A 24,417-nucleotide genomic window follows, 5' to 3' on the forward strand; every position below is an offset into this window, starting at 1 on the left:
ACCCCCATGGAAGCGCTTCGGTGTTCGAAACGCAACGATTCGGGCGGGGAGTGTGGGCGAGCCCGCATGGGCGCGATGCCCGTCGTGGGGGACAATGGCGGGTGGTCGTCGGTAGGAGGAGATCGTGAGCGTGGCCCAGGAGCGCAACCTTCGGTTGGTCCGAGACGAGAGCGCCGAGCCCGGCGTCCGCCTCGGTGACATCAGGCTTCGCAACCGCCTGGTCACCTCGTCGAGCCTGCTGGGCTACGGCGTGGCCAACGCCAAGGTCATGGCCTACGGCATGAGCCCCATCTCCAACTTCGTGCCGCTGGAGCGCTTCGGCGCCGTCACCACCCGCACCGTCACGGTCGAGCCCCGCGAAGGCCACTTCACCACCAAGGACGACTGGGAGCTGCGCGAGCTGCCCGGCCTGCTCAAGCGCTACGGGCAGGCGCTGCGGCAGGTCGACGGGGGCTGGCTCAACGCCTTCGGCTGGTGCAACGTCGGCATCGACGCCTATCTGCGCGACTACTACCCGCGCACCCGGGAGCAGAACACGATCATGTCCGTCGGCGGGTTCTCCGTCGAGGAGTTCGTGACGCTGGTCGACAAGGTCAACGCCGCCGTCCCGGTCGGCGACATCGCGGCGCTGGAGTTCAACGTCTCCTGCCACAACGTCAACTTCGACTTCAACCAGATCATCGAATCGGTGCTCGCCGAAGCCGTGCCGCGCAGCAACCACCCGGTGATCCTCAAGCTCTCGCCCGACTACGACTACATCGGGCACGCCCGGCTCGCCGCGAAGCACGGCGTGTCCGCGCTGACCGCGATCAACACCGTCAAGGGCCTGCGGCTGGACCCCGAGACCGGGACGCCGCTGCTGAAGAACGGTTTCGGCGGTCTCTCCGGACGCGCGATCAAACCGATCGGGCTGCGCGTGATCAAGGAGCTGCGCGACGCCGACGTGACGCTGCCGATCATCGCCACCGGCGGCATCCGCAGCTTCGACGACTGCCGCGAGTACTTCTGGGCCGGTGCCGACGCCGTCAGCCTCGGCAGCGCCAGCTGGTTCGCCAGCTACCCCGGCTACGCCCTCTCGCCGATCTACGGCGCCCGCATCCGGAAACTGTTGCAGCGCATCGAGAACTACACACCCCCGGCCCGCTGACGACCAACCCCCGGGGATGGGTGATTCGCGACCGGTGACACCGCCCGAGATGGTAGACAGTGATCAAGGGCACTGCCGTCTGCCGACTGGGGAGGCAACACCATGGCTGGTTATGGGGATTTCGGAAGCAGTCTGAGGGATCTGCCGCGGCTGCGCGCCACTCGCAGCGGTCGCGTGTCGAGCTGGGACACCTCCGGGGGCAACACCGACAACGTGCGCATCATGCCGGGGGAGACCCGGATGCTGGCCGACATCACCGGACCTGGCGTGATCACCCACATCTGGTGCACGGTCGCGCTCGATCACGTCGGCGAGGCCGTCGAGCTCGAAGGCGACTACCTGCGCCGGCTCGTCCTGCGCATCACCTGGGACGACCAGCCGCACGCCGCCGTCCTGGTGCCGCTCGGCGACTTCTTCGGCGTCGGCCACGGGCGCAGCGTCAACTTCAGCTCCGCGCCGCTGCAGATGAGCCCGCAGGACGGCAAGGGGTTCAACTGCTGGTTCGCGATGCCCTTCGCCGGACGCGCCCGCGTCGAGCTGATCAGCGAGATGAGCGTCAAGCCCGTCACGTTCTACTTCTACGTCGACTACGAGAGCTACGGCGAACCCGATCCGGAACTCGCCTACTTCCACGCGCAGTGGCGGCGGCAGAACCCCACCGACGGCGTCCCGCAGGGCGACCAGACCAACGAGGAGTTCCTCTTCGGCGGCCACAACACCGACGGCGCGGGCAACTTCGTGATGCTGGAGGCCGAAGGCCGCGGGCACTACGTCGGCACCGTCCTCAACGTGCACAACCTGCGCGAGACCACCGCCTGGAACTGGTACGGCGAGGGCGACGACATGTTCTTCATCGACGGAGAACCCTGGCCGCCGCGGCTGCACGGCACCGGAACCGAGGACTACTTCAACACCGCCTGGTGCCCGAACCAGGAGTACCACGCGCCCTACCACGGGATCACCATGGCGGGCGGGGAGAACTGGAGCGGTCAGGTGTCCTACTACCGCTTCCACGTCGAGGACCCGATCGTCTTCGACCGCTCCATCAAGGCGACCATCGAGCACGGCCACGCCAACAAGCGCTCCGACGACGTCTCCTCCACGGCCTACTGGTACCAGACCCTCCCAGCCCTCCCCGTCACCCTCGCCCCAGTCCAAGACCGCCTCCCCCGTCCCCTGTGACAGTCACCCGGGTGCGTGGAGGTGCCAATTTCTTAAGTATTTGAGGCTCACCCGGGTGACGTTCAAATACTTAAGAAATTGAGTTCCGCTTTAGACGTGGGTGGGCATGGGGCCGCCGTTGTAGGTGAGGGTGTCGGCGAAGGCCTCGGCGAGGTCCATGTCGCGCTCGTCGGCCTCGGCGTAGGCGCGGTGGAGGTTGAGCACGATGCGCTCGGCGTCCGGCCAGTTCGCGAATTCGCCGAGGTCGCAGCGCTTCGCGGCCTCCAGCGGGCTGAGGTCGTCGGTGCGGCCCTTGCGGGCGGTGTCCAGGACGAAGCGGTAGTAGCGCGCGTGGTCCTCCAGGACGCGGGGGAGCGCGGTGCCCGGCAGCGTCGAGCCGTGGCCCGGAACCACCGCGGTGGGGCGGAATCCCGCCAGCCACTCCAAGGACCTCAGCGCGCCCTCGACCGATCCCATGAACACCAGCGGCGTCACGCCGTGGAACAGCAGATCCCCGCTGAACAGCACCGACGCGTCCGGCACCCAGGCGACCACGTCGCCCGGCGTGTGGGCCGAGTAGCCCGGGTGGTGCAGCTCGACGGCCCGATCGCCCACGTGCAGCGTCAACGAGTCGTTCAGCACCACCGACGGCGGCCGGTGCTCGGTGATGTCCCACTGCGGCACGGGTTCCCAGACCGGCGGGGGCTGGTGCAGGAGCGTGTCGGCGAGGATGCCCTCGCGGGTCGCGGAATGTCCCACGACGACGGTGGAATCCGGCAGCAGCGCGTTGCCGTGGGTGTGGTCGCCGTGCAGGTGTGTGTTGACCGCGAAGCGGATCGGCGCGTCCCCGCCCTCGGCACCCACGGCGTCCAGGAAGCGGCGGGTGCGCAGCGCGGTCGCGCAGGTGTCGACCAGCACGATCCCGTCGTCGGAGAAGATCGCGCCCGCGTTGTTGATCCACCACGAGCCGTCCGGCTGCACCCAGGCGTGCACGCCTGGTCCGACCTCGCAGAGCGAGGCGCGGTCGGGGGCGGATCGGTCGGGGGCTCGGTCCGGACTGGTGTTGGCGTAGCTCAAGGTGACCTCCCGGCGGCGCGTGCGAAGATCGCGGACCACCCAGTGTGCCCTGATCCGCACCCGGTGTGGTGACCGGCCGCCGATGAGTCCCGTCGGGGTTCGCACGTAGGCTGGTGGCGTGGCCGACCCGTCCACCTACCGACCAGCACCAGGCACGATCCCGGACGCCCCGGGCGTGTACCGCTTCCACGACGCCGACGGGCGCGTGATCTACGTCGGCAAGGCGAAGAGCTTGCGCAGCAGGCTTTCCTCGTACTTCGCCGATCTCGCCGGGCTGCATCCGCGCACCCGGCAGATGGTCACCACCGCCACCGGTGTGCGGTGGACCGTGGTGGGCACCGAAGTCGAGGCCCTGCAGCTGGAGTACTCCTGGATCAAGGAGTACGACCCCAAGTTCAACGTCCGCTACCGCGATGACAAGTCCTACCCGGTGCTGGCGGTGACGCTGCACGAGGAGTACCCGCGGCTGCACGTCTACCGCGGCCCGCGCAAGCGCGGCGTGCGCTACTTCGGTCCCTACGCCCACGCGTGGGCGATCCGCGAGACGCTGGACATGCTGCTGCGGGTGTTCCCGGCGCGCACCTGCTCGGCCGGCGTGTTCAAGCGGCACTCGCAGATCGGCCGCCCGTGCCTGCTCGGCTACATCGGCAAGTGCTCGGCTCCCTGCGTGGGCCGGGTCAGCGCCGACGAGCACCGCGGCATCGTCGAGGACTTCTGCGACTTCCTGGCAGGTCAGACCGACCAGCTGATGCGCAGGCTCGACAAGCAGATGCAGGCCGCCTCCGCGGAGCTGGAGTTCGAGCGCGCCGCCCGGCTGCGCGACGACCTCGAAGCGCTGCGCCGCGCGATGGAGAAGCAGGCCGTGGTGCTCGGCGACGGCACCGACGCCGACGTCGTGGCCTTCGCCCAGGACGAACTCGCCGCGGCCGTGCAGGTCTTCCACATCCGCGGCGGCCGTGTCCGGGGCCAGCGCGGCTGGGTGATCGACAAGGTCGAGACCTCGGGTGACGAGACCAAGGACACCTCGGAGCTGACCTCCCAGTTCCTCACGCAGTTCTACGGGGAGCAGGCCGCCCTGGCCGACCAGGCCGACTCGGGAGGCAGCCCGGTGCCGCGCGAGGTGCTGGTGCCCGAGCTGCCCGAGGACTCCGAGACCATCGCCGGCTGGCTCGGCGAGCTGCGCGGCACCCGCGTCAGCCTGCGCGTTCCGCAGCGCGGTGATAAGCGTTCGCTGATGGAAACCGTGGAGCGCAACGCCAAGGAGGCCTTCCAGCAGTACAAGCTGCGCCGCGCAGGCGACCTCACCGCGCGCTCGGCGGCGCTGCAGGAGCTGCAGGAAGCGCTCGCGCTGGACACCGCTCCGCTGCGCATCGAGTGCATCGACGTCAGCCACGTGCAGGGCAGCGACGTGGTGGCCTCGCTGGTGGTCTTCGAGGACGGCGTCCCGCGCAAGTCCGAGTACCGCCGCTTCGAGGTCCGGGAGGGTGCTGAGGGCGGCGACGTCGGTTCGATCGACGAGGTCGTGCGCCGCCGGTTCGCCCGCTACCTCAGCGAGACCGCCAAGGAAGCCGCGCCCGCACCTCCGGACGGCGAGGCCGGTGCCGATCCCGCGATCGACCCGGACACCGGGCGTCCCAAGAAGTTCGCCTACCCGCCGAACCTGCTGGTCATCGACGGCGGCGGGCCGCAGGCCAACGCCGCGGCCGACGCGCTGACCGAGATGGGCATCACCGACGTCGCGGTGATCGGCCTGGCCAAGCGCCTCGAAGAGGTGTGGCTGCCCGCCGACCCCGATCCGGTGATCCTGGCGCGCACCAGCGAAGCGCTCTACCTGTTGCAGCGCGTGCGGGACGAGGCGCACCGCTTCGCCATCAGCTACCACCGGGCCAAGCGGAGCAAACGGATGACGGGATCCACATTGGACTCGATCCCGGGTCTGGGTGAGACTCGTCGCGCGGCGCTGCTCAAGCACTTCGGCTCGGTGAAGAAACTTCGCCAGGCCTCCGTCGACGACATCGTGGCGGTACCTGGGATCGGTCGCAGCACCGCGGAGACCGTGCACGCGGCGTTGGCCGAAGGGACAGCGGGAAAGCAAGGGGAGCAAAGTGAGTGACGAGCATTCGGGCATCGAGGTCGCCGTCGTCAGCGGCCTGTCCGGAGCGGGCCGCAGCACCGCGGCCAAGTGCCTGGAGGACCTCGGCTGGTTCGTGGTGGACAACCTGCCGCCGGAGCTGATCGCCACCATGGTCGAGCTGGGGGCCCGCTCAAGCGGCCAGATCACCCGCGTCGCGGTGGTGATGGACGTGCGCAGCCGCGCCTTCACCGAAGACCTCGGCTCGGTGATCAAGGACCTCGACGCCCGCGGCTACAAGCCGAAGGTGCTGTTCCTTGAGGCCACCGACGAGGTGCTGATCCGGCGCTTCGAGCAGGTCCGGCGCGGCCACCCGATGCAGGCGGACGGGCGGCTCGCCGACGGCATCGCCGCCGAGCGCTCGCTGCTGTCGAAGCTGCGCTCGGAGGCCGACCTGGTGCTCGACACCACCGGCCTGTCCGTGCACCAGCTGCGCAGCAAGATCGAGGACGCCTTCGGCACCGAGGCCAGCACCCGCACCCGGGTGACCGTGCTGTCCTTCGGCTACAAGTACGGCCTGCCGATGGACGCCGACCTGGTCATGGACTGCCGGTTCCTGCCCAATCCCTTCTGGATCCCCGAGCTGCGCGAGTTCAACGGCCTCGACGACGAGGTCCGCAACTACGTGCTCGGCCAGGAGGGCGCCGAGGAGTTCATGGACAGCTACCAGCAGCTGCTGCGGCTCGTCGGCGCCGGTTACCACCGCGAGGGCAAGCGCTACCTGACGCTGGCGTTGGGCTGCACGGGAGGCAAGCACCGCAGCGTCGCGCTGGTCGAAGAACTGGCGCGCAGGCTCGCCGAGGACGACGGGATGATGGTCAAGACGGTCCACCGGGACCTGGGGCGCGAGTGACGGGCGAGCAGGAGGACCGGCAGCTCCGCGCGGTCGCCCTGGGCGGTGGGCACGGGCTGCAGGCGTCGCTGGCGGCGCTGCGCCGGATCACCTCCGACGTGACGGCCGTGGTGACGGTCGCCGACGACGGCGGGTCCTCCGGGCGGCTGCGCCGCGAACTCGGCCTGCTGCCCCCCGGCGACCTGCGCAAGGCGCTGGCGGCGCTGGCCGACGACGGCGAGCAGGGGAAGCTGTGGTCGCAGGTGTTCCAGCACCGCTTCGGCGGTTCGGGGGCGCTGGCCGGGCACGCGGTCGGCAACCTGCTGCTGGCCGGGCTGCTGGAAGTCCTGGAGGACCCGGTCGAGGTGCTCGACCACGCGTGCGCGCTGCTCGGGGTCCGCGGGCGGGTGCTGCCGATGTCGACGCGGCCGCTGGACATGATCGGTGACGTCGTCGGGCTCGACTCCGATCCGGAGGCCGTGCGCACCATTCGAGGACAGGTAGCACTAGCGAGTACACCCGGTCGGGTGAAACAGGTGCGATTGCACGCGAACGGGGGCGACGCGCCGACCGCGTGCCCGCAAGCCGTTGAGGCGGTCGCGGGTGCCGATCTGGTGCTGCTCGGACCCGGCTCCTGGTTCACCAGCGTTCTGCCACATCTGCTGGTCCCGGAGCTGCACGAGGCCTTGGTGACCACCTCGGCGCGTCGATTCGTGGTGCTCAACCTCATCCCTCAGCCGGGTGAGACGGCGGGCTTCTCGCCCGAACAACACCTCGACGTACTCTCGCAACACGCGCCCCGGCTGAAGGTCGACGCCGTGCTCGCCGATGCGGATTCCGTGCCCACCCCGGACCGGTTGCGCTCGGCGGCCTCGGACCTGGGCGCCTGGACCTTGCTGGACAAGATCGCCGCGCCCGCCGTGCCGGGACGGCACGACCCGCAGGCGCTCGCGGCGAGCCTGCGGGCCGCACTGGAGAGGAGGACGGACCAGTGGCGATGACCGCGGCGGTCAAGGACGAGTTGAGCCGGTTGTCGGTGAGCAAGACGTGCTGCCGGCGGGCGGAGGTCTCGTCGTTGCTGCGTTTCGCCGGCGGACTGCACATCGTCGCCGGACGGGTGGTGGTCGAGGCCGAACTCGACAGCGGATCCACCGCGCGCAGGCTCCGCAAGGAGATCCACGAGCTGTTCGGGCACCACTCCGACGTGCACGTGATCACCTCCGGCGGACTGCGCAAGGGCACCCGCTACGTGGTGCGCGTGGTCAAGGACGGTGAAGGGCTGGCCCGGCAGACCGGCCTGCTCGACCCGCGCGGCCGGCCCGTGCGCGGCCTCCCCGCCCACGTGGTCTCCGGCGGCTCCTGCGACTCCGAAGCCGCCTGGCGCGGCGCCTTCCTCGCGCACGGCTCGCTCACCGAACCGGGCCGGTCCTCGTCGCTGGAGGTCACCTGCCCCGGGCCGGAAGCAGCGCTCGCGCTGGTCGGCTCGGCCCGGCGGATCGGCGTGTCGGCCAAGTCGCGCGAGGTGCGCGGCGCCGACCGGGTCGTGGTCCGCGACGGCGACGCCATCGGCGCCCTGCTCACCCGGCTCGGCGCGCACTCCAGCGTCCTGTCCTGGGAAGAGCGGCGGATGCGCCGCGAGGTGCGCGCCACCGCCAACCGGCTGGCCAACTTCGACGACGCCAACCTGCGCCGGTCGGCCCGCGCCGCCGTCGCCTCGGCCGCCCGCGTCGAACGCGCGCTGGACCTGCTCGGCCCCAACGCCCCCGACCACCTCACCGTCGCGGGCCGGCTGCGACTGGCCCACCGCCAGGCGTCGCTGGAGGAGCTCGGGCAGCTCGCCGACCCTCCGATGACCAAGGACGCGGTGGCCGGCCGCATAAGGCGTCTGCTGGCGATGGCCGACAAGCGCGCCCGCGAGCTCGGCGTCCCCGACACCGAATCCGCGGTGACAGCGGAGATGCTCGAAGCGGAGGCTTGATCTCCGAGCTCCTCGTGCCTGGCGATGCGGATTGTGGGGCTCGGTTTGGTGGGGGTGGGGAAGTTCTCATGAAAACTTCCCCACCCCCACCAAACCGGCACCAACCGGACTCCACCCACGTCACTGAGGTGACCCGCGACTTCCGGTTGGTCAGGTGGCGAACGGGAAGCGGCTGCGCCGCTTGGCCCGAACCGGTGCAGAGATTCCGATCACCGGGTGGCGCATTTCCGTCAAGGATCCACGTGGGCTTCTGAACTGCAAAGATGCCGTCCACTGGGGGTTCGGCGGGTATCCTCGGGGTGGCTCACCCGAACGCGCGGTGGGAGCCCGCGCCCGCCCACGTGCGGGGGCTCCCGAGGCAGATAGGGTGAGCCCGAGACCATCAACTCACCCGCCGAGGTCATCGGCAGGGTCAGTCACGAGGAGAGATCGGCGTGACCGTTCGCGTAGGCATCAACGGCTTCGGTCGGATCGGGCGGAACTTCTGGCGTGCGGCGGCCGCCAGCGATCACGACATCGAGATCGTGGCCGCCAACGACCTGGGCGACGTCGCGACCATGGCGCACCTGCTCAAGTACGACACCATCCTCGGTCGTCTCGACCAGGAGGTGAAGGTCACCGGAGAGGGCATCGAGGTGGGCGGCAAGCTCATCAAGATCCTCGCCGAGCGCGACCCGGGCAAGCTGCCGTGGGGCGACCTGGGTGTGGACGTCGTCGTCGAGTCCACCGGCTTCTTCACCAAGGCCGAGGACGCGCGCAAGCACGTCGACGAGGGTGGCGCCAAGAAGGTCATCGTCTCCGCCCCGGCCAAGGGCGAGGACCTGACCGTGGTGCTGGGCGCCAACGACGAGAAGTACGACGGCACGCAGACCGTCATCTCCAACGCCTCCTGCACCACCAACTGCCTCGCGCCGATGGTGAAGGTCCTCAACGACACCTTCGGCATCGAGCAGGGCCTGATGACCACGGTGCACGCCTACACCGCGGACCAGAACCTGCAGGACGGCCCGCACTCCGACCTGCGCCGCGCCCGCGGTGCCGCGGTCAACGTCGTCCCGACCGGCACCGGCGCGGCCAAGGCCATCGGCCTGGTCATCCCGGAGCTCAACGGCAAGCTCGACGGCTACGCCATGCGCGTGCCCGTGCCCACCGGTTCGGTCACCGACCTGACCGCCACGGTCAAGAAGGACGCCACCGTCGAGTCGGTCAACGAGGCCTTCAAGGCCGCTGCCGCCGAGGGCCGGTTCAAGGGCATCCTCAAGTACAACGAGGACCCGATCGTCTCCAGCGACATCGTCACCGACCCGCACTCGACGATCTTCGACGCGCCGCTGACCAAGGTCATCGGCAACCAGGTCAAGATCGTCGGCTGGTACGACAACGAGTGGGGCTACTCCAACCGCCTCGCCGACCTCACCGCCCTGGTCGGTTCGAAGCTGTCCTGATCTTGCTCCCCACTCGTCCTGCTCAGCGGTGCGGGTAGCGGAACCTCAGACGCCTTCTGGCTGCGGGATCCGAGACTGATGTATGCGCGGCGGTGCCAGTTGCGAGGGTGGGAAGAACTAAGACCGAAGGAAGAGACCCGCATGAGCCGCTGCGTTTTCGCCCGGCTCGTGCGGGTCTTCCCGTCTCACGTAGGAGTTTGAGCGTGAAGAACCTCGACGATCTGCTTTCCGAGGGCGTGCGCGGTCGTCGCGTGCTGGTGCGCGCCGACCTCAACGTGCCGCTGGACGGCGACAAGATCACCGACGACGGACGGGTGCGCGCCTCGCTGCCGACCGTCGCCAAGCTCAGCGCCGCCGGTGCGCAGGTCGTGCTGACCGCGCACCTCGGCCGTCCGAAGGGCGAGCCCGACCCGCAGTTCTCGCTGGCGCCCGTCGCGCGCCGCCTCGGTGAACTGCTGGGATCCGAGGTCGCGCTGGCCGGTGATCTGGTCGGCGAGTCCGCCAAGTCCACCGTCAGCGGTCTCATCGACGGTGGCGTGGCGCTGCTGGAGAACGTGCGCTTCGACAGCCGCGAGACCAGCAAGGACGACGCCGAGCGCGAGTCGCTGGCCGCTGACCTGGCCGCGCTCGTCGGTGACGGCGCCGCCTTCGTCTCGGACGGCTTCGGCGTCGTGCACCGCAAGCAGGCCTCGGTCTACGACGTCGCCAAGAAGCTGCCCGCCTACGCGGGCGGCCTCGTGCTCGCCGAGGTGGAGGTCCTGCGGACCCTCACCGGCGACGCCAAGCGCCCTTACGCCGTGGTGCTCGGCGGCTCCAAGGTCTCCGACAAGCTCGGCGTGATCAAGGCGCTGCTGCCCAAGGTCGACAAGCTGCTCATCGGTGGCGGCATGGCCTACACGTTCCTGGCCGCCCAGGGTCACGGCGTGGGTTCCTCGCTGCTGCAGGAGGACCAGATCGCCAACACCGAGGCGCTGCTGGCCGACAACGCCGACAAGATCGTCCTGCCGGTCGACGTCGTGGTCGCCGACCGCTTCGCGGCGGACGCCGAGAGCAAGACCGTCAACGCCGACGCCATCGAGGACGGCTGGATGGGCCTGGACATCGGCCCGCGCAGCACCGAGCTGTTCGCCGAGGTGCTCCGCGGAGCGGGCACCGTGTTCTGGAACGGCCCCGCGGGCGTGTTCGAGTTCCCGGCCTTCGCCGAGGGAACCCGCGGCATCGCCCAGGCCATCGTCGACTCGGAGGCCTTCAGCGTCGTCGGCGGCGGTGACTCCGCCGCGGCCGTGCGCACCCTGGGCCTCCCGGAAGACGGCTTCTCGCACATCTCCACCGGCGGCGGCGCGTCGCTGGAGTACCTGGAGGGCAAGCAGCTCCCGGGTGTTCAGGTCCTGGAAGGTGACGCCTGATGGCTCGTCAGCCCCTCATCGCCGGCAACTGGAAGATGAACCTCAACCACCTCGAGGCCATCGCCCTGGTGCAGAAGCTCGCCTTCGCGCTGCCGGAGAAGTACTTCGCCAAGGTCGAGGTGGCGGTCATCCCGCCGTTCACCGACATCCGCAGCGTCCAGACGCTGATCGACGGCGACAAGCTGCTCATCAAGCACGGTGCGCAGGACGTCTCGGAGCACGAGTCCGGTGCCTACACCGGTGACGTCTCCGCTCCGATGCTCGCCAAGCTGGGCTGCAGCTACGTCGTGGTCGGTCACTCCGAGCGCCGCGAGTACCACGCCGAGAGCGACGAGCTGATCAACAAGAAGGTCCGCCAGGTCCTCAAGAACGAGATGACGCCGATCCTCTGCGTCGGCGAGGCCCTCGACGTGCGCGAGGCCGGCGACCACGTGGAGCACTGCACCTCGCAGCTGATCAACGCGCTCAAGGGGCTCAAGGCCGAGCAGGTCCGCCAGGTCGTCGTGGCCTACGAGCCGGTGTGGGCCATCGGCACCGGCAAGGTCGCCACCGCCGCCGACGCCCAGGAGGTGTGCGGTGCGCTGCGGCAGGCGCTCAGCGACAAGTACGGCAAGGAGATCTCCGACGAGATCCGCGTGCTCTACGGCGGCTCGGTGAAGTCCAGCAACATCGGCGAGCTGATCGGTCAGTCCGACGTCGACGGTGCGCTGGTCGGCGGTGCGAGCCTCAACGGCGACGAGTTCGCCAAGCTCTCCGCCATGGCCGCGGGCGGCCCGCTCCCGTGATCCACGAGGGAGGGCGCCGCCGGTCTCCGCCGGTGGCGCCCTCTCGTCGTTTCGGGTGAATTCCGCTTCAGGATTTCCGGTGTCCGGTTGTCGCCCGCCGAAGAATCCGAGGTCCGCGTGTGGGATCCTCGGTGCGGAAGTGGGTGGACTGGTCAACTGGGGGTTGGCGGGCCGGTACTCTAGGTTGCGAACCGCTGTGCGAACGAGGACGATATGACTCTTTTCCTGCAGATCATGTTGATCGTGACGAGTGTCCTGCTGGTGCTGCTCATCCTGCTGCACCGGGCCAAGGGGGGCGGACTCTCCTCGCTGTTCGGCGGCGGTATGCAGTCAAACCTGGCCGGCTCCAGCGTGGCGGAGAAGAACCTCGACCGAATGACGTTGTTCGTCATGGCGCTGTGGGTCATCTCCATCATCGGCGTCGGCCTGTTGATCAAGATCGGTTGATCGGCCGGCCGACGGACGGTCGAGAAACCCCGGGCCGCTTGGTGGGTGAGGATTCATGACTGGCGGTAATGCCATTCGGGGCACTCGTGTGGGCTCGGGCCCCACGGTAGGCGAGTCCGAGCGGGGGGAAGCCGCTCCGCGCAAGCGGATCGACTACTGGTGCGCCAACGCGCACCACAGCAGGACGTCGTTCGCGCTCGACGCTGAGGTTCCGGAGGAGTGGGACTGCCCGCGCTGCGGTCTCCCCGCAGGCCGGGACGAGCAGAACCCTCCGGCGGCGAAGCGCAACGAGCCGTACAAGAGCCACCTGGCGTACGTGAAGGAGCGTCGCAGCGACGAGGACGGGATGCGGATCCTGGACGAGGCGCTGGCGAAGCTCCGGGAGCGCAAGGGGCGGTAGCGGTATTCACATCGGAGGGCCGGGCTCGGGATCTTTCTCGAGTCCGGCCTTCGTTGTGTGCGGAGTGCTCTCAAGAGCAACTGCTCTGTGGTCTTGCTGCTTGGCGGTGCGGGTAGCGGAACCTCAGAACCCGCGGCGGTGCCGGTTGCCTGACGTGGGGTGTGGGGAAGTTTTCATGAAAACTTCGGTCTTGTGCTCCAGAAGGCGTCTGAGAACCCGCGGCGGTGCCGGTTGCTTTGGTGGGGTAGTGAGAAAGCGACTTCGTCGCTTACCTGACGTTGGTTGGTTGGTTGGGTTGTTCGGGGTTGTTTTGGCCCGTGTTGTTACTGGCGGGTAGGGTCCTTGTGGTCTTGGAGCTTCTCTTCGGGAGGATTTCATGGGTTTGGCGACGGCTGATCTGGCGGACCGGGAGGGCCCGGAGGTTCGCAGCTGCGACGTCCAGTTCCGCAACTACGGCGGGGTCCTGGCCTTCGAGGGGCGCATCCGCACGGTCACCTGCTTCCAGGACAACGCCCTGCTGAAGAAGACGCTCTCCGAGCCCGGTGACGGCGCCGTGCTGGTCATCGACGGATCGGGGTCGGTCCACACCGCGCTGGTCGGCGACCTCATCGCCGAGCTCGGCCGGTCCCACGGCTGGAGCGGGATCATCGTCAACGGCGCGATCCGGGACTCCGCGGTCATCGGCGGCATGCAGTTCGGCGTCAAGGCGCTGGGCACCAACCCGCGCAAGTCCACCAAGACCGGCGAGGGCGAACTCGACCAGGTCGTCGAGCTCGGCGGCGTGACGTTCGTGCCCGGCGAGTACGTCTACGCCGACAGCGACGGGGTCGTCGTGGTCAGCGAACCCTGATCCACCGCCCGACGTAGGGTGCTCGCGTGAGCGTCATCCCTGCTGTCGGGCGTGGGCTCGCCGCCTTCGCGCGACGTCCCGCCGTGCCGATCGTGCTCGGCTTCGCAGGCCTGATCGCGATCGGCACCCTCGCGTTGATGATGCCCGGCGCGGCCGAGAGCGGTGAGTCCACCGGCCTGCTGACTGCGCTGTTCACCGCGACCTCCGCGGTGTGCGTGACCGGGTTGGTCGTGGTGGACACGGCCGCCCACTACTCCACCGCCGGCGAGCTGATCATCCTCGGCCTGATCCACCTGGGCGGCCTCGGTATCATGACCGTGGCCTCGTTGCTGAGCGTGCTGGTGTTCCGCCGCTTCGGGCTGCGATGCGGCTGACCGCGCAGGCGGAGAACAAGGCGCTCGAACTCGGTGACGTGCGGCGCACCCTGACTCGCATCCTCGTCCTCAGCCTCAGCTTCGAGCTGGTGGTGGCCGTGCTGCTGACCGCTCGGCTGATCATCGGCTACGAGGTGCCGCTGGGGCGGGCGATCTACGAGGGCGTCTTCCACGCGGTCTCGGCCTTCAACAACGCCGGGTTCGCGTTGCGCGACGACACCGTTGTCTCCTTCGCCACCGACCCCTGGTTCGTCCTGCCGATCTGCGTGGCGGTCATCGCCGGTGGCCTCGGCTTCCCGGTGTGGGTGGAGATCTTCCGCCACCTGAGGCGGTCGCGCCGGTGGACCCTGCACGCCAAGATCACCCTGCTGGCGACCGCGCTCCTGCTGACCGTCGGCTTCTTCGGGATCACGGGCGCCGAGTGGGCCAACCCCGCGACCTTCGGTCCGATGCCCTGGCGGAGCAAGCTGGTGGCCGGTTTCTCGACGGCGGTCATGTCGCGCACCGCCGGGTTCAACGGCCTCGACGTCGCCGACTTCCACCCTGGCACCCGCCTGCTGCAGGAGATCCTGATGTTCATCGGCGGCGGCAGCGCGGGAACCGCCGGGGGCATCAAGGTCACCACCTTCGCACTGCTGGGCTTCGTGATCCTCGCGGAGATTCGCGGTGAACCCACCGTGCACGTGATGGGCAGGCGACTGCCCGAGATCGTGCAGCGGCAAGCGCTGACCATCGTGCTGAGCGGGGTCGGCCTGGTGATGCTCGCAGTGCTGATCCTGCTGGCGATCACCCCGTTCGGGCTGGACCAGGTCCTGTTCGAGGCGGTGTCGGCGTTCGGCACGGTCGGCCTGTCGACCGGGATCACCGCACAGCTCCCGGCGTCCGGGAAGATACTGCTGGTGCTGCTGATGTTCGTCGGCAGGCTCGGCCCGATCACCTTGGCGGCCGCGCGCGCTCCGCGAACGCGTCCGCCGCTACGAACTACCGGAGGAGAGGCCCATCGTTGGCTAAGAACGACGACAACAACCAAGTCGTGGTCATCGGCCTGGGCCGATTCGGCAGCTCGCTGGCCGCCGAGCTCGTGCTGCGCGGCTCGGAGGTGCTGGCGCTGGACTCGCGGCCGAACGTGGTGCAGCGCTACGCCGACGAGTTCACCCACACCGCCGTCGCCGACAGCACCGACCCCGAGACCCTGCGCCAGCTCGGCGTGCACCAGTTCAAGCGGGCCGTGGTCGCCATCGGCACCGAGCTGGAGGCCAGCATCCTCACCACGTCACTGCTGGCCGACTTCGGCATCCCGCACATCTGGGCCAAGGCCACCAGCCGCCAGCACGGCCGCATCCTGGAGCGCGTCGGAGCGCACCACGTGGTGCTGCCCGAGCACGAGATGGGGGAGCGGGTCGCGCACCTGGTCAACGGCCGGATGCTGGACTACATCGAGCTCGCCGAGCACTACGCGCTGATCAAGATCCACGCGCCTGCCGAGGCCGTCGGCCACACGCTGGGCGAGCTGAAGCTGCGGTCCAAGTACGGCGTCACGGTCGTCGGCATCAAGCAGCCGGGGGAGGACTTCACCTACGCCACGGCCGACACCACCGTCGGGCAGCACGACACGCTGATCGTCGCGGGGACCACCACTCAGGTCGAGGCCTTCGCCGAGCGCACCTGAGCGTCCAGCGCTCGCACGCCGTTCCTCAATGGCCCTCCGGTCGGTATGCTTCTGCATACAGTCGTGTGCAGGAGGTGCGTGGTGGACGTCGACGTCGTGGTGGTCGGTGGTGGCAACGCGGGGTTCTCGGCGGCGCACTCCGCCGCCGAGCGCGGTGCCCGGGTGTTGCTGCTGGAGAAGGCCCCGGAAACCGAGGCAGGGGGCAACTCCTTCTACACGGCAGGAGCGTTCCGGTTCACCTTCGACGACCTCGACGAGATCGCCGACCTGCTCGAACCCGATGAGCGGCACGCCGACGCGGTCGTGCCCGCCTACCCGCCGAGCGCGTTCCACGCCGACATGGACCGGGTCACCGGGGGACGCTGCGACCCCGTGCTCACCGAGGTGCTGGTCTCGCGGTCCACCGACACCGTGCGGTGGCTGGCGGGCAAGGGCGTGACCTGGCGGCTGATGTACGAGCGGCAGGCCTACCTCTCCGGCGGCAAGTGGGTGTTCTCCGGCGGGCTCTGCGCGGGCACGGTCGACGGCGGCAAGGGCCTGATCGCCCAGCACGCGGCAGCCGCGCAGCGGGAGGGCGTCGAGATCCGCTACGGCGCGGAGGTCACCGCGCTGCACCTCGACGACCGCGGCGTCACCTACCGGGCCGGGGGAACCGAGCACCGGGTCTCGGCCGGCGCGATCGTGCTGGCAGCGGGCGGGTTCGAAGCCTCCCCGCAACGCCGCGCCCGCCACCTCGGCCGCGAGTGGGCCCGGGCCCACGTGCGCGGCACACCGACCAACACCGGCGACGTTCTCGACCTCGCCCTCGCGGCAGGCGCCGCACCGCACGGCGACTGGACCACCTGCCACAGCACCGCGTGGGACGCCGACTCCGATCCCGACGGCGGTGATCGCGAGCTGACCAACCAGCTCACCCGGCAGAGCTACCCGATCGGGATCGTCGTCAACACGGCCGGGCAGCGGTTCGTCGACGAGGGCGCCGACTTCCGCAACTACACCTACGCCAAGTACGGCCGGGAGATCCTGCGCCAGCCGGACGGCCGGGCGTTCCAGCTCTTCGACGCGAAAACCCGTCCGCTGCTGCGGAAGGAGGAGTACGACTCGCACCCGATCGCCGCCGCCCGGGCCGACACGCTCCCGGAACTCGCCGAGGCGCTGGGGATCGACGCCGAGCGACTGGCCCGCACCGCGAGGGAGTTCAACGAGTCCATCGTGGACGTCGAGTTCGACCCGGCGATCAAGGACGGGCGTGCCGCGCGGGTCGATCCGCCCAAGTCCCACTGGGCGGTCGCGCTGGACACCCCGCCCTACTACGGGTTCGCCGTCGGCTGCGGCATCACGTTCACCTTCGGCGGCGTGCACGTCGACGCGAACGCGCAGGTCCTGGACACCGCGGGCGCGCCGATCCCGGGACTGCACGCCTGCGGCGAGATGGTCGGCGGCCTGTTCTCCGGGAACTACCCGGGTGGCACCGGGCTGACCTCCGGCGCGGTGTTCGGCAGGCTCGCCGGGGCGGGTGCCGCAGGTGCCTGAGTATCGTGGGCGTCGAGGCAGGTAGATCGAGCGACGAGGGAGATGGCGGAGCTGTCCGAGGTGTACGAGCGACTGCGCGGCGAGATCGTGGAGGGCACCTTCGACGCCGGCGCCAACCTGGTGGAGCTCGCGCTCGCCGAGCGCTACGGCACCAGCCGCACGCCCATCCGAGAGGCCTTGCGCAGGCTGGAGCAGGACGGGCTCGTCGAGCGCGGCGACCGGGGGATGCGCGTCCGCACCCGCAGTCCCGAGGAGATCCTGGAGATCTACGAGGTCCGCATCGCCTTGGAGGCCACCGCGGCGTCGGCCGCCGCGACCCGCCACACCGACCTCGACCTCATCCGCGTCCGCAAGGCCCAGTCCACCATGGACGCGGTCTCATCCGAGGACCCGACGACGATGATGGCGGCCAACAGGGCGGTCCACGAAGCGATCTGGGCGGCCGGCCACAACGGCACGGTCGTCGACCTGCTGAGCAGGCTCAACAACCACCTGACCCGCTACCCGGCCACCACGCTCGAATCGGCGGGCCGCTGGCAGGAAGCGCTCTCCGAGCACCACGCCCTGATCGAGGCGATCGAAGCCCGGGACTCCGCTCGCGCGGGCGAGCTCGCCCGCGCCCACATGACAAAGGCCCGCGACCTGCGCCTCCAGATCTACCGCGACGAGTGAACTGCGCGGTACCCCGGGAGGATTCGCCCTGATCAGGGTGTGTAGTGGTCCTGGACGACCCGGGCCATCGCGTCCTTGGCGACGGTGGTGAGGGACTTGGCGCTGAAGTAGAGATCGCCAGTCACGCCCGGCTGGCCCGCGTTGAACGCCAGGTGCTTGCTCAGCTCGGCGGGGTCGGTCCAGTTCGGCTGGCCGACCTTGTAGGCGGCCTGTCCGATGTAGAGCTTCACGCCGGTGCCCGCGACGGTCTGCGACCACCACGGGACCACGGCCGCGTAGTCGGCCGCCGGGTGGCCGAACTGCCAGTACACCTGCGGTGCGATGTAGTCGACCCAGCCCTCGCGGACCCAGCGCCGGGTGTCGGCGAAGATCGACGAGTAGGACTCCATGCCCTTGGTGTCCGATCCCGCCGGGTCGCTGCCGGCGTTGCGCCAGATGCCGAACGGGCTGACCCCGAACTCGGCCTCGGGCCGGGCCGCGCGCACCTTCTCGTGCAGGCCCGAGATCAAGTCGTTGACGTTGTCGCGGCGCCAGTCGTCGATGTTGTCGAAACCCTTGCCGTGCGCGGCGAAAGTCCGCTCGTCCGGGATGGGCTGCCCGTCGGCGGGGTAGGGGTAGAAGTAGTCGTCGAGGTGCACGCCGTCGACGTCGTAGCGCGACACCGCGTCCATGATCGCGGCGGTGGAGAACTCGCGGGCCTGCGGCACGCCCGGGTCGTAGTACAGCTTGCCGTCGTAGGCGAACGTCCACTCCGGGTGGATCCGCGCCGGGTGCGAGGGCACCAGCGAATTCGGGTCGTCGGTCATGCTGACCCGGTACGGGTTGAACCAGGCGTGGAACTCCAGGTCCCGTTGGTGGGCCTCGTCGATCAGGAACCGCATCGGGTCGTAGCCGGGATCGCGGCCCTGCTGCCCGGTCAGCCAGTGCGACCACGGTTCCAGCGCCGACGGCCAGAACGCGTCCGCCGTGGGCCGGACCTGCACGAACACCGCGTTCATCCGGTTGCTCACGGCCTGGTCCAGCATCGCCCGGTACTCGGAGCGCTGCTGCTCCGCCGACAACCCCTGGCGACTCGGCCAGTCCGTGTTGGCGACGCTGGCGATCCACACCCCGCGCATCTCGGTGCTCGACGGGGCGGCGACCCCGGTCGTGCCCATCAGTCCCAGCAGGACCGCTGCCAACCCCATTGCCGTTCCGAGCACGCCGAGCTTGCGCATCGGATTCCCTCCGTCGTGATCACCGATCGCGCCACAGCGTAGGGCGCAACTCCCCGCCGCGCACAGGTCATCACCGATCAGGGCGAACGAGAAACGCGCCCCTCCCACGTGAGGAAGGGGCGCGTTTCCCGGAACTTCAGCTCAGATCCGCCGCTGCGTCGGTGTCGAGCAACCAGAGCGTGCGCCGGCGGCCGACGGCTCCCGCAGCGGGGATGTCGACCGGATCGGCGCCTCCCAGGGCCGCGGCGACCGGCTCGGCCTTGGCCTTGCCGGTCGTCATCAACCACACCTGGAACGCGGCCCGGATCGCGGGCAGCGTCAACGAGATCCGCGTGGGCGGCGGCTTCGGGCAGTCGTGCACTCCCACGACCGTCCGGGCCTCCTCCCGCACGTACGGCGTGTCCGGGAACAGCGAAGCCGTGTGCCCCTCCTCGCCGACGCCCAGCATGAGCACGTCGAAGGCCGGAACCACCGAGCCCGCGGGGGCGAGGGCTTCGAGCCGCTCGGCGTAGTGCACCGCTGCCGCGTCCGCGTCGGCGCCGAAGCTGCCGTTCGAGGGCGCCATCGGGTGCACCCGCGACGGGTCGACGTCGACGTGGTCCAGCAGCGCCTGCCGTGCCTGCGTCTCGTTGCGCTCGCCGTCGTCGTCGGGCAGGAACCGCTCGTCGCCCCAGAAGATGTCCACCGCGGACCAGTCCACCGCGCCCAGCGCGGGGGAGCGGCGGACCTGCTCCAGCACGCCGATGCCGGTGCGGCCACCGGTGAGCACCACCGACGCCGAACCGCGGGCGGCCTGGGCGTCGGTGATCGCGGTGATCAACCGGGCGGCCACCGCGGCGGCGAGCACGTCGCCACCGGAGTGCACCAGCGTCTCGGGACGGCTCACTCGTCCTCCCCGTCCTCGTCGGTCGAGTCGTCGTCCTCGCGGACGATGCCCTTGAGGCCGCCCAGGGTGATCTCGTAGATCTCGTCGGGGTCGAGGCGGCGCAGCTCCTCGCTCAGGCAGTCCTGAACCTCGCGGCGCTGCAACGACAGGCGCCGGTCGGGCTGCCCGGGCTGGGTCAGCGTGCCGACCTTGCCGTCCGGGCGGACGATCTCGACGTTGCCGGAAGGACGTTCCAGCAGCGCGGAGTAGATGCCGGACCCGGCCCGCGCGCTCTCCAGCCTGCGCACCGGGATCTCCAGGTACGCCGACAGCCAGCCCGCGAGCAGGTCGGTCGACGGCGAGTCGGAGGCACCGGTGACGGTGGCCGCGGTGACCCGCTCGTGCGGCGGCAGGTCCATCGCCGCCGACAGCATCGCCCGCCAGGACGTCAGACGCGTCCAGGCCAGGTCGGTGTCACCCTCCACGTAGGACTTGAGCCGCTTCTGCAGCGCCTCGATCGGGTCCGCCTCGGCCGCCGCGTCGGTGATGCGGCGGTGCGACAGCGCGCCCAGCGGGTCCTTGGCGGGGAACTCCGGCGCATCGGTCGGCCACCACGTCACCACCGGGGCGTCCGGCAGCAGCAGCGGCACGACCGAGCCCGCGCCCTCGTCGGCCAGCGGGCCGTAGAGACGCAGCACGATGACCTCGGAGGCGCCGGCGTCGCCGCCGACGCGGATCTGCGCGTCCAGCCGCGGAGCTGCTTGGCGGGCGCCGCTGGCCACCACGATCACGCGGCACGGGTGCTCCCGGCTCGCGTCGTTGGCGGCCTGGATCGCCTTCTCCACCTCGGTGCCGTCGCCGGTGGCGATCACCAGCGTGAGCACCCGGCCGAGCGCCACCGCGCCACCGGACTCGCGCAGCTCCACCAGCTTCTTGTTGACCTGCGAGGTGGTTGTCGACGGAAGGTCGATGATCACGGTCGCCTCCAGACGCGTCCGGTGCGGGCCAGCATCTCGTCCGCCGAGGACGGACCCCAGGTCCCGGCCTTGTACTGCTCGGGCTTGCCGTGCGACTCCCAGTGGTCCAGCACCGGGTCGAGGATGTTCCAGGACAGCTCGACCTCTTCGTTCACCGGGAACAGCGAGGGCTCGCCCAGCAGCACGTCCAGGATCAGCCGCTCGTAGGCCTCCGGCGAGGACTCGGTGAAGGCGTGGCCGTAGCCGAAGTCCATCGTGACGTCCCGGACCTCCATCGAGGTCCCCGGCACCTTCGCGCCGAAGCGCATCGTCACGCCCTCGTCCGGCTGCACCCGGATCACCAGGGCGTTCTGCCCCAGCTCCTCCGTCATGGTCGAGTCGAACGGCAGGTGCGGGGCGCGCTTGAACACCACGGCGATCTCGGTGACCCGGCGGCCCAGCCGCTTGCCCGAGCGCAGGTAGAACGGCACGCCCGCCCAGCGGCGGCTCTCCACCTCCAGGGTGATCGCCGCGTAGGTCTCGGTGATCGAGTCGGAGGCGAAGCCGCCCTCCTCGTGCAGACCCGGCACCAGCGAACCGCCCTGCCAGCCGCCCGTGTACTGGCCGCGCGCGGTGGTCTCGTCGAAGGGCCCGACCGGCTTGGTCGCCGAGAGCACCTTGATCTTCTCCGCGCGCAGGTCGTCCGGCGAGAAGGAGACCGGCTCCTCCATCGCCGTGAGAGCCATCAGCTGCAGCAGGTGGTTCTGGATGACGTCCCGGGCCGCGCCGATGCCGTCGTAGTACCCGGCACGACCGCCAAGACCGATGTCCTCGGCCATGGTGATCTGCACGTGGTCGACGTAGTGCGCGTTCCAGATCGGCTCGAACAGCTGGTTGGCGAAGCGCAGCGCCAGGATGTTCTGCACCGTCTCCTTGCCGAGGTAGTGGTCGATGCGGAACACCGACTCCTCGGGGAAGACGTCGTTGACGATCCGGTTGAGCTCCTTGGCGCTGTCGGAGTCGTGGCCGAACGGCTTCTCGATGACCACCCGGCGCCAGCTGTCGTCGGTCGGATCGGTCAACCCGGACCGCGAGAGCTGCTTGAGCACCGTGGGGAACGCCGACGGCGGCACCGACAGGTAGAACGCGTGGTTCCCGCCGGTTCCCCGGTCCGCGTCGAGCTCCTTGACGGTCTCGGCGAGCTTGTCGAACGCCTCGTCGTCGTCGAAGGAACCCGGCACGAACCGGATGCCCTCCGCCAGCCGGTCCCAGACCACCTGGTGGAACGGGGTGCGCGCGTTCTCCTTGACCGCCTCGTAGACGACCTGCATGAAGTCCTGGTCGGCCCAGTCGCGGCGGGCGAACCCGGTCAGCGCGAAGCCCGGCGGTAGCAGACCGCGGTTGGCCAGGTCGTAGATCGCCGGCATCAGCTTCTTGCGGGAGAGGTCACCCGTGACGCCGAAGATCGTCAGACCGCACGGCCCGGCGATCCGCGGGAGCCGCTTGTCCCGCGGATCCCGCAGCGGGTTGGTCCATTCGCTGCTCTTCACGCTTGTCCTCCCGGTTGGAGGGTCTGCACGGCCTTGACGAGCTCGACGAGCCCGGCCGCGCGATCGGTGAGGTGCAGGCGGAGCACCGGACGACCGTGGTCGGCGAGCACCTGCCCGTCGCCCAGCGCCTGGGCGCGCTGCAACCCGGCCAGCGTGTACGGCCGCTCCGGCACCTCCAGGTCACCTTCGGAATCGCCGGTGATCTGCAGGAACACGCCGTTCTGGTGGCCGCCCTTGTGGTACTGGCCGGTGGAGTGCAGGAACCGCGGACCCCAGCCGAAGGTCGTCTGCAGCCCGGTGCGGCGGGCCAGCTCGGTGCGCAGCACCGCCGCGGAGGCGTCGTCGAGGCGGTCCAGGTAGGCCTGGATCGCCAGGTAGCCGTCGGCCGGAGCCGTGGCCAGGAACGCGCGCAGCGCCTCGGTCACGTTGCCGACGCCTGCGGAGGCCCAGTCCCCGGAGGGGTGCACCTCGACGGAGCCGTCGACGACCGCCGGTGTGGCGGCCGGACCGCCTGCGGGTCCGTCCAGCAGCGCGCGGGCGGCCTTCTTCGCCGCCTCCACGTCGGGCTGGTCGAAGGGGTTGATGCCCAGCAGCCGGCCGGCGATCGCGGTGGCGAACTCCCACAGCAGCATCTGCCCGCCCAGCGGACCGGTGGTGCTGATCTTGGCGATGTCGTTGCCCGGCCCGATGGCCACCGTGGTGGCGTCGGCGCCGGCGTCGGTGAACCCGGGGGCGTCGGGGCTCTCGACGACCACCGGCAGCACGCCGGTGCCGTTCTTGCCGGTGGACTCGGCGATCAGCTGCTCCACCCAGTCGCCGAAGCCGGCGATGCCGGAACCGGTGTCGGCGAAGACGAGCTTCTCGGCCCCGCCGTCGTGGGCCGCGCCGATCGCGGCGGCGAGCTGCACCGCCGGGTTCGAGGAGGAGTCCTGGCCGAGGGCCTTGAACGCGGTCGCGGCGTCATCGAGCAGCCCGGCGATGTCCGCGCTGGCCAGACCCGCCGGGACGAGGCCGAACGCGGTCAGCGCCGAGTAGCGCCCACCCACGTTCGGGTCGGCGGTGAAGACCTTGCGGTAGCCGGCCTCGCGGGCCGAGGTCTCCATCGGGGAACCGGGGTCGGTGACCACGATGATGCGGGTCACAGGATCGATTCCGTTTTGGGAGAAAGCCTTTTCGAAGATCCGGCGGTGCGAGTCGGTCTCCACGGTGGTGCCCGACTTGGAGGAGACGACCAGCACGGTCCGGTCCAGATCACCGGCGAGCGCGTCGGCGACCTGGCTGGGGTCGGTGGTGTCGAGCACGGTCAGCGGGACACCGGCGGTACCGGTGATCACCTCGGGCGCGAGCGAGGAACCGCCCATGCCCGCGAGCACGACGCGGTCCAGCCCGTCGGCGTGCAGCTCGGCCCGCAGCGCGTCGATCTCGGCCAGCAGCGGCCGGGAGCTCTCGGCGAGCGTCGTCCAGGACAGGCGGATGGAGGCCTCGGGCTCGGCGTCAGCGCCCCACAGCGTGGCGTCCTGGGCGGCGAGCTTGCCGGCAACCGCGTCGGCGGTCAGCCGCTCGACCAGGGGGCGAGCCTCGGCCGCCAGCGCCGTGTCGGCAATTTCGACAGAAACATCGGTTGCCATGAAGATCCTTCAGGGCTCGAAAGAATGTTGAGTTCGTAGGTGATTCTCGCCGATCCGGGCCGGTGCGACATGCTGCCGCACCGGCCCGGATCAACGCACGCGCATGGCGTTGCTTACTTGGCCTGCTCGAGCTGCTCGGCGACGGTGTCGAGCAGTTCGGTCCAGGACTTCTCGAACTTGTCGACGCCGTCGGTCTCCAGGTGCTTGAAGACGTCGTCGAGGTCGATGCCGGCCGCGGCGAGGTCGTCGAAGACCTGCTGGGACTCGGCGGCCTTGCCCGAGACCAGGTCGCCG

Annotated in this window: 22 protein-coding genes and 2 pseudogenes; 17 read left to right on the plus strand and 7 right to left on the minus strand. The window is 69.8% G+C overall.

The window, feature by feature from the left end; genetic code table 11:
* Positions 1-124 precede the first annotated feature (124 nt).
* Both ACYVF3_RS09980 and ACYVF3_RS09985 read left to right on the plus strand, forming a co-directional pair.
* Entirely contained in the window at positions 125-1,147 is a 1,023-nt protein-coding gene (locus ACYVF3_RS09980; RefSeq protein WP_461153924.1) for a beta/alpha barrel domain-containing protein, read from the plus strand.
* A gap of 102 nt (positions 1,148-1,249) precedes the next feature.
* Positions 1,250-2,329, plus strand: coding sequence for a glycoside hydrolase family 172 protein (locus tag ACYVF3_RS09985; protein ID WP_461153925.1), 1,080 nt, complete (start codon positions 1,250-1,252; stop codon positions 2,327-2,329).
* A gap of 90 nt (positions 2,330-2,419) precedes the next feature.
* Here the strand turns inward: ACYVF3_RS09985 and ACYVF3_RS09990 are convergent, their stop codons facing one another.
* Positions 2,420-3,385, minus strand: a complete 966-nt coding sequence (locus ACYVF3_RS09990) for an MBL fold metallo-hydrolase (RefSeq protein ID WP_461153926.1) — start codon at positions 3,383-3,385, stop codon at positions 2,420-2,422.
* Between the two features lie 118 nt (positions 3,386-3,503).
* Here ACYVF3_RS09990 and uvrC point away from each other — a divergent pair, with 118 nt between their 5' ends.
* The 15 genes and pseudogenes from uvrC to ACYVF3_RS10065 all read left to right on the plus strand — a co-directional run bounded on the left by uvrC (position 3,504) and on the right by ACYVF3_RS10065 (position 17,907).
* Positions 3,504-5,498, plus strand: a complete 1,995-nt coding sequence (gene uvrC, locus ACYVF3_RS09995; RefSeq protein ID WP_461153927.1) for an excinuclease ABC subunit UvrC — start codon at positions 3,504-3,506, stop codon at positions 5,496-5,498.
* Entirely contained in the window at positions 5,491-6,369 is an 879-nt protein-coding gene (gene rapZ, locus ACYVF3_RS10000; RefSeq protein WP_461153928.1) for an RNase adapter RapZ, read from the plus strand. The genes uvrC and rapZ overlap by 8 nt, the downstream gene beginning before the upstream one ends.
* On the plus strand, positions 6,366-7,349 hold the full coding sequence (locus ACYVF3_RS10005; RefSeq protein WP_461153929.1) for a gluconeogenesis factor YvcK family protein: 984 nt from the start codon (positions 6,366-6,368) through the stop codon (positions 7,347-7,349). The genes rapZ and ACYVF3_RS10005 overlap by 4 nt, the downstream gene beginning before the upstream one ends.
* Positions 7,340-8,326: a DNA-binding protein WhiA gene (whiA, locus tag ACYVF3_RS10010; RefSeq protein ID WP_324265049.1), complete on the plus strand. Its 987-nt coding sequence runs from the start codon at positions 7,340-7,342 to the stop codon at positions 8,324-8,326. Before ACYVF3_RS10005 ends, whiA begins: the two co-directional genes overlap by 10 nt.
* Before the next feature lie 434 nt (positions 8,327-8,760).
* On the plus strand, positions 8,761-9,771 hold the full coding sequence (gene gap / locus ACYVF3_RS10015) for a type I glyceraldehyde-3-phosphate dehydrogenase (RefSeq protein WP_461153930.1): 1,011 nt from the start codon (positions 8,761-8,763) through the stop codon (positions 9,769-9,771).
* Positions 9,772-9,974: 203 nt separating this feature from the next.
* Positions 9,975-11,177 carry a phosphoglycerate kinase gene (locus ACYVF3_RS10020; RefSeq protein WP_461153931.1) on the plus strand — a complete coding sequence of 401 codons (1,203 nt, stop codon included), beginning with the start codon at positions 9,975-9,977 and terminating at the stop codon, positions 11,175-11,177.
* Positions 11,177-11,962 carry a triose-phosphate isomerase gene (tpiA, locus tag ACYVF3_RS10025; protein WP_461153932.1) on the plus strand — a complete coding sequence of 262 codons (786 nt, stop codon included), beginning with the start codon at positions 11,177-11,179 and terminating at the stop codon, positions 11,960-11,962. The genes ACYVF3_RS10020 and tpiA overlap by 1 nt, the downstream gene beginning before the upstream one ends.
* A 213-nt stretch (positions 11,963-12,175) precedes the next feature.
* On the plus strand, positions 12,176-12,409 hold the full coding sequence (secG, locus tag ACYVF3_RS10030; RefSeq protein ID WP_145737079.1) for a preprotein translocase subunit SecG: 234 nt from the start codon (positions 12,176-12,178) through the stop codon (positions 12,407-12,409).
* 55 nt (positions 12,410-12,464) lie between these two features.
* Positions 12,465-12,809, plus strand: coding sequence for an RNA polymerase-binding protein RbpA (locus ACYVF3_RS10035; protein ID WP_461153933.1), 345 nt, complete (start codon positions 12,465-12,467; stop codon positions 12,807-12,809).
* Between the two features lie 376 nt (positions 12,810-13,185).
* A complete protein-coding gene (gene rraA / locus ACYVF3_RS10040) occupies positions 13,186-13,659 on the plus strand; it encodes a ribonuclease E activity regulator RraA (RefSeq protein ID WP_461153934.1) in 474 nt (157 codons plus the stop codon).
* Between the two features lie 26 nt (positions 13,660-13,685).
* Positions 13,686-14,033 carry a potassium transporter TrkG gene (locus tag ACYVF3_RS10045; RefSeq protein WP_461153935.1) on the plus strand — a complete coding sequence of 116 codons (348 nt, stop codon included), beginning with the start codon at positions 13,686-13,688 and terminating at the stop codon, positions 14,031-14,033.
* Positions 14,024-14,929 (plus strand): annotated as a pseudogene (locus ACYVF3_RS10050) (potassium transporter TrkG); the annotation flags it as partial. The gene ACYVF3_RS10045 and the pseudogene ACYVF3_RS10050, both read left to right, overlap by 10 nt.
* A 107-nt stretch (positions 14,930-15,036) precedes the next feature.
* Positions 15,037-15,702, plus strand: coding sequence for a potassium channel family protein (locus ACYVF3_RS10055; RefSeq protein WP_461153936.1), 666 nt, complete (start codon positions 15,037-15,039; stop codon positions 15,700-15,702).
* A 78-nt stretch (positions 15,703-15,780) separates the two neighbouring features.
* Positions 15,781-17,235 (plus strand): FAD-dependent tricarballylate dehydrogenase TcuA, encoded by a 1,455-nt coding sequence (gene tcuA / locus ACYVF3_RS10060; RefSeq protein WP_461153937.1) that lies wholly within the window; start codon positions 15,781-15,783, stop codon positions 17,233-17,235.
* Positions 17,236-17,277: 42 nt separating this feature from the next.
* Positions 17,278-17,907 carry a GntR family transcriptional regulator gene (locus ACYVF3_RS10065; protein ID WP_461153938.1) on the plus strand — a complete coding sequence of 210 codons (630 nt, stop codon included), beginning with the start codon at positions 17,278-17,280 and terminating at the stop codon, positions 17,905-17,907.
* Between the two features lie 32 nt (positions 17,908-17,939).
* Here the strand turns inward: ACYVF3_RS10065 and ACYVF3_RS10070 are convergent, their stop codons facing one another.
* From ACYVF3_RS10070 to ACYVF3_RS10095, 6 genes and pseudogenes are all read right to left on the minus strand, one after another.
* On the minus strand, positions 17,940-19,124 hold the full coding sequence (locus ACYVF3_RS10070) for a glycoside hydrolase family 10 protein (RefSeq protein WP_461153939.1): 1,185 nt from the start codon (positions 19,122-19,124) through the stop codon (positions 17,940-17,942).
* 136 nt (positions 19,125-19,260) lie between these two features.
* The gene (gene pgl / locus ACYVF3_RS10075; protein WP_461153940.1) at positions 19,261-20,010 is read right to left on the minus strand and encodes a 6-phosphogluconolactonase; all 750 of its coding nucleotides are present in this window, start codon (positions 20,008-20,010) and stop codon (positions 19,261-19,263) included.
* Complete coding sequence (opcA, locus tag ACYVF3_RS10080; RefSeq protein ID WP_461153941.1) at positions 20,007-20,966, minus strand: glucose-6-phosphate dehydrogenase assembly protein OpcA; 960 nt, start codon at positions 20,964-20,966, stop codon at positions 20,007-20,009. The genes pgl and opcA overlap by 4 nt, the downstream gene beginning before the upstream one ends.
* Entirely contained in the window at positions 20,963-22,495 is a 1,533-nt protein-coding gene (gene zwf, locus ACYVF3_RS10085; RefSeq protein WP_461153942.1) for a glucose-6-phosphate dehydrogenase, read from the minus strand. Before zwf ends, opcA begins: the two co-directional genes overlap by 4 nt.
* Complete coding sequence (locus ACYVF3_RS10090) at positions 22,492-24,123, minus strand: glucose-6-phosphate isomerase (RefSeq protein ID WP_461153943.1); 1,632 nt, start codon at positions 24,121-24,123, stop codon at positions 22,492-22,494. Before ACYVF3_RS10090 ends, zwf begins: the two co-directional genes overlap by 4 nt.
* A 113-nt stretch (positions 24,124-24,236) precedes the next feature.
* A pseudogene (locus ACYVF3_RS10095) lies at positions 24,237-24,417 on the minus strand (transaldolase); the annotation flags it as partial.

This window comes from Saccharopolyspora tripterygii (assembly GCF_054778355.1).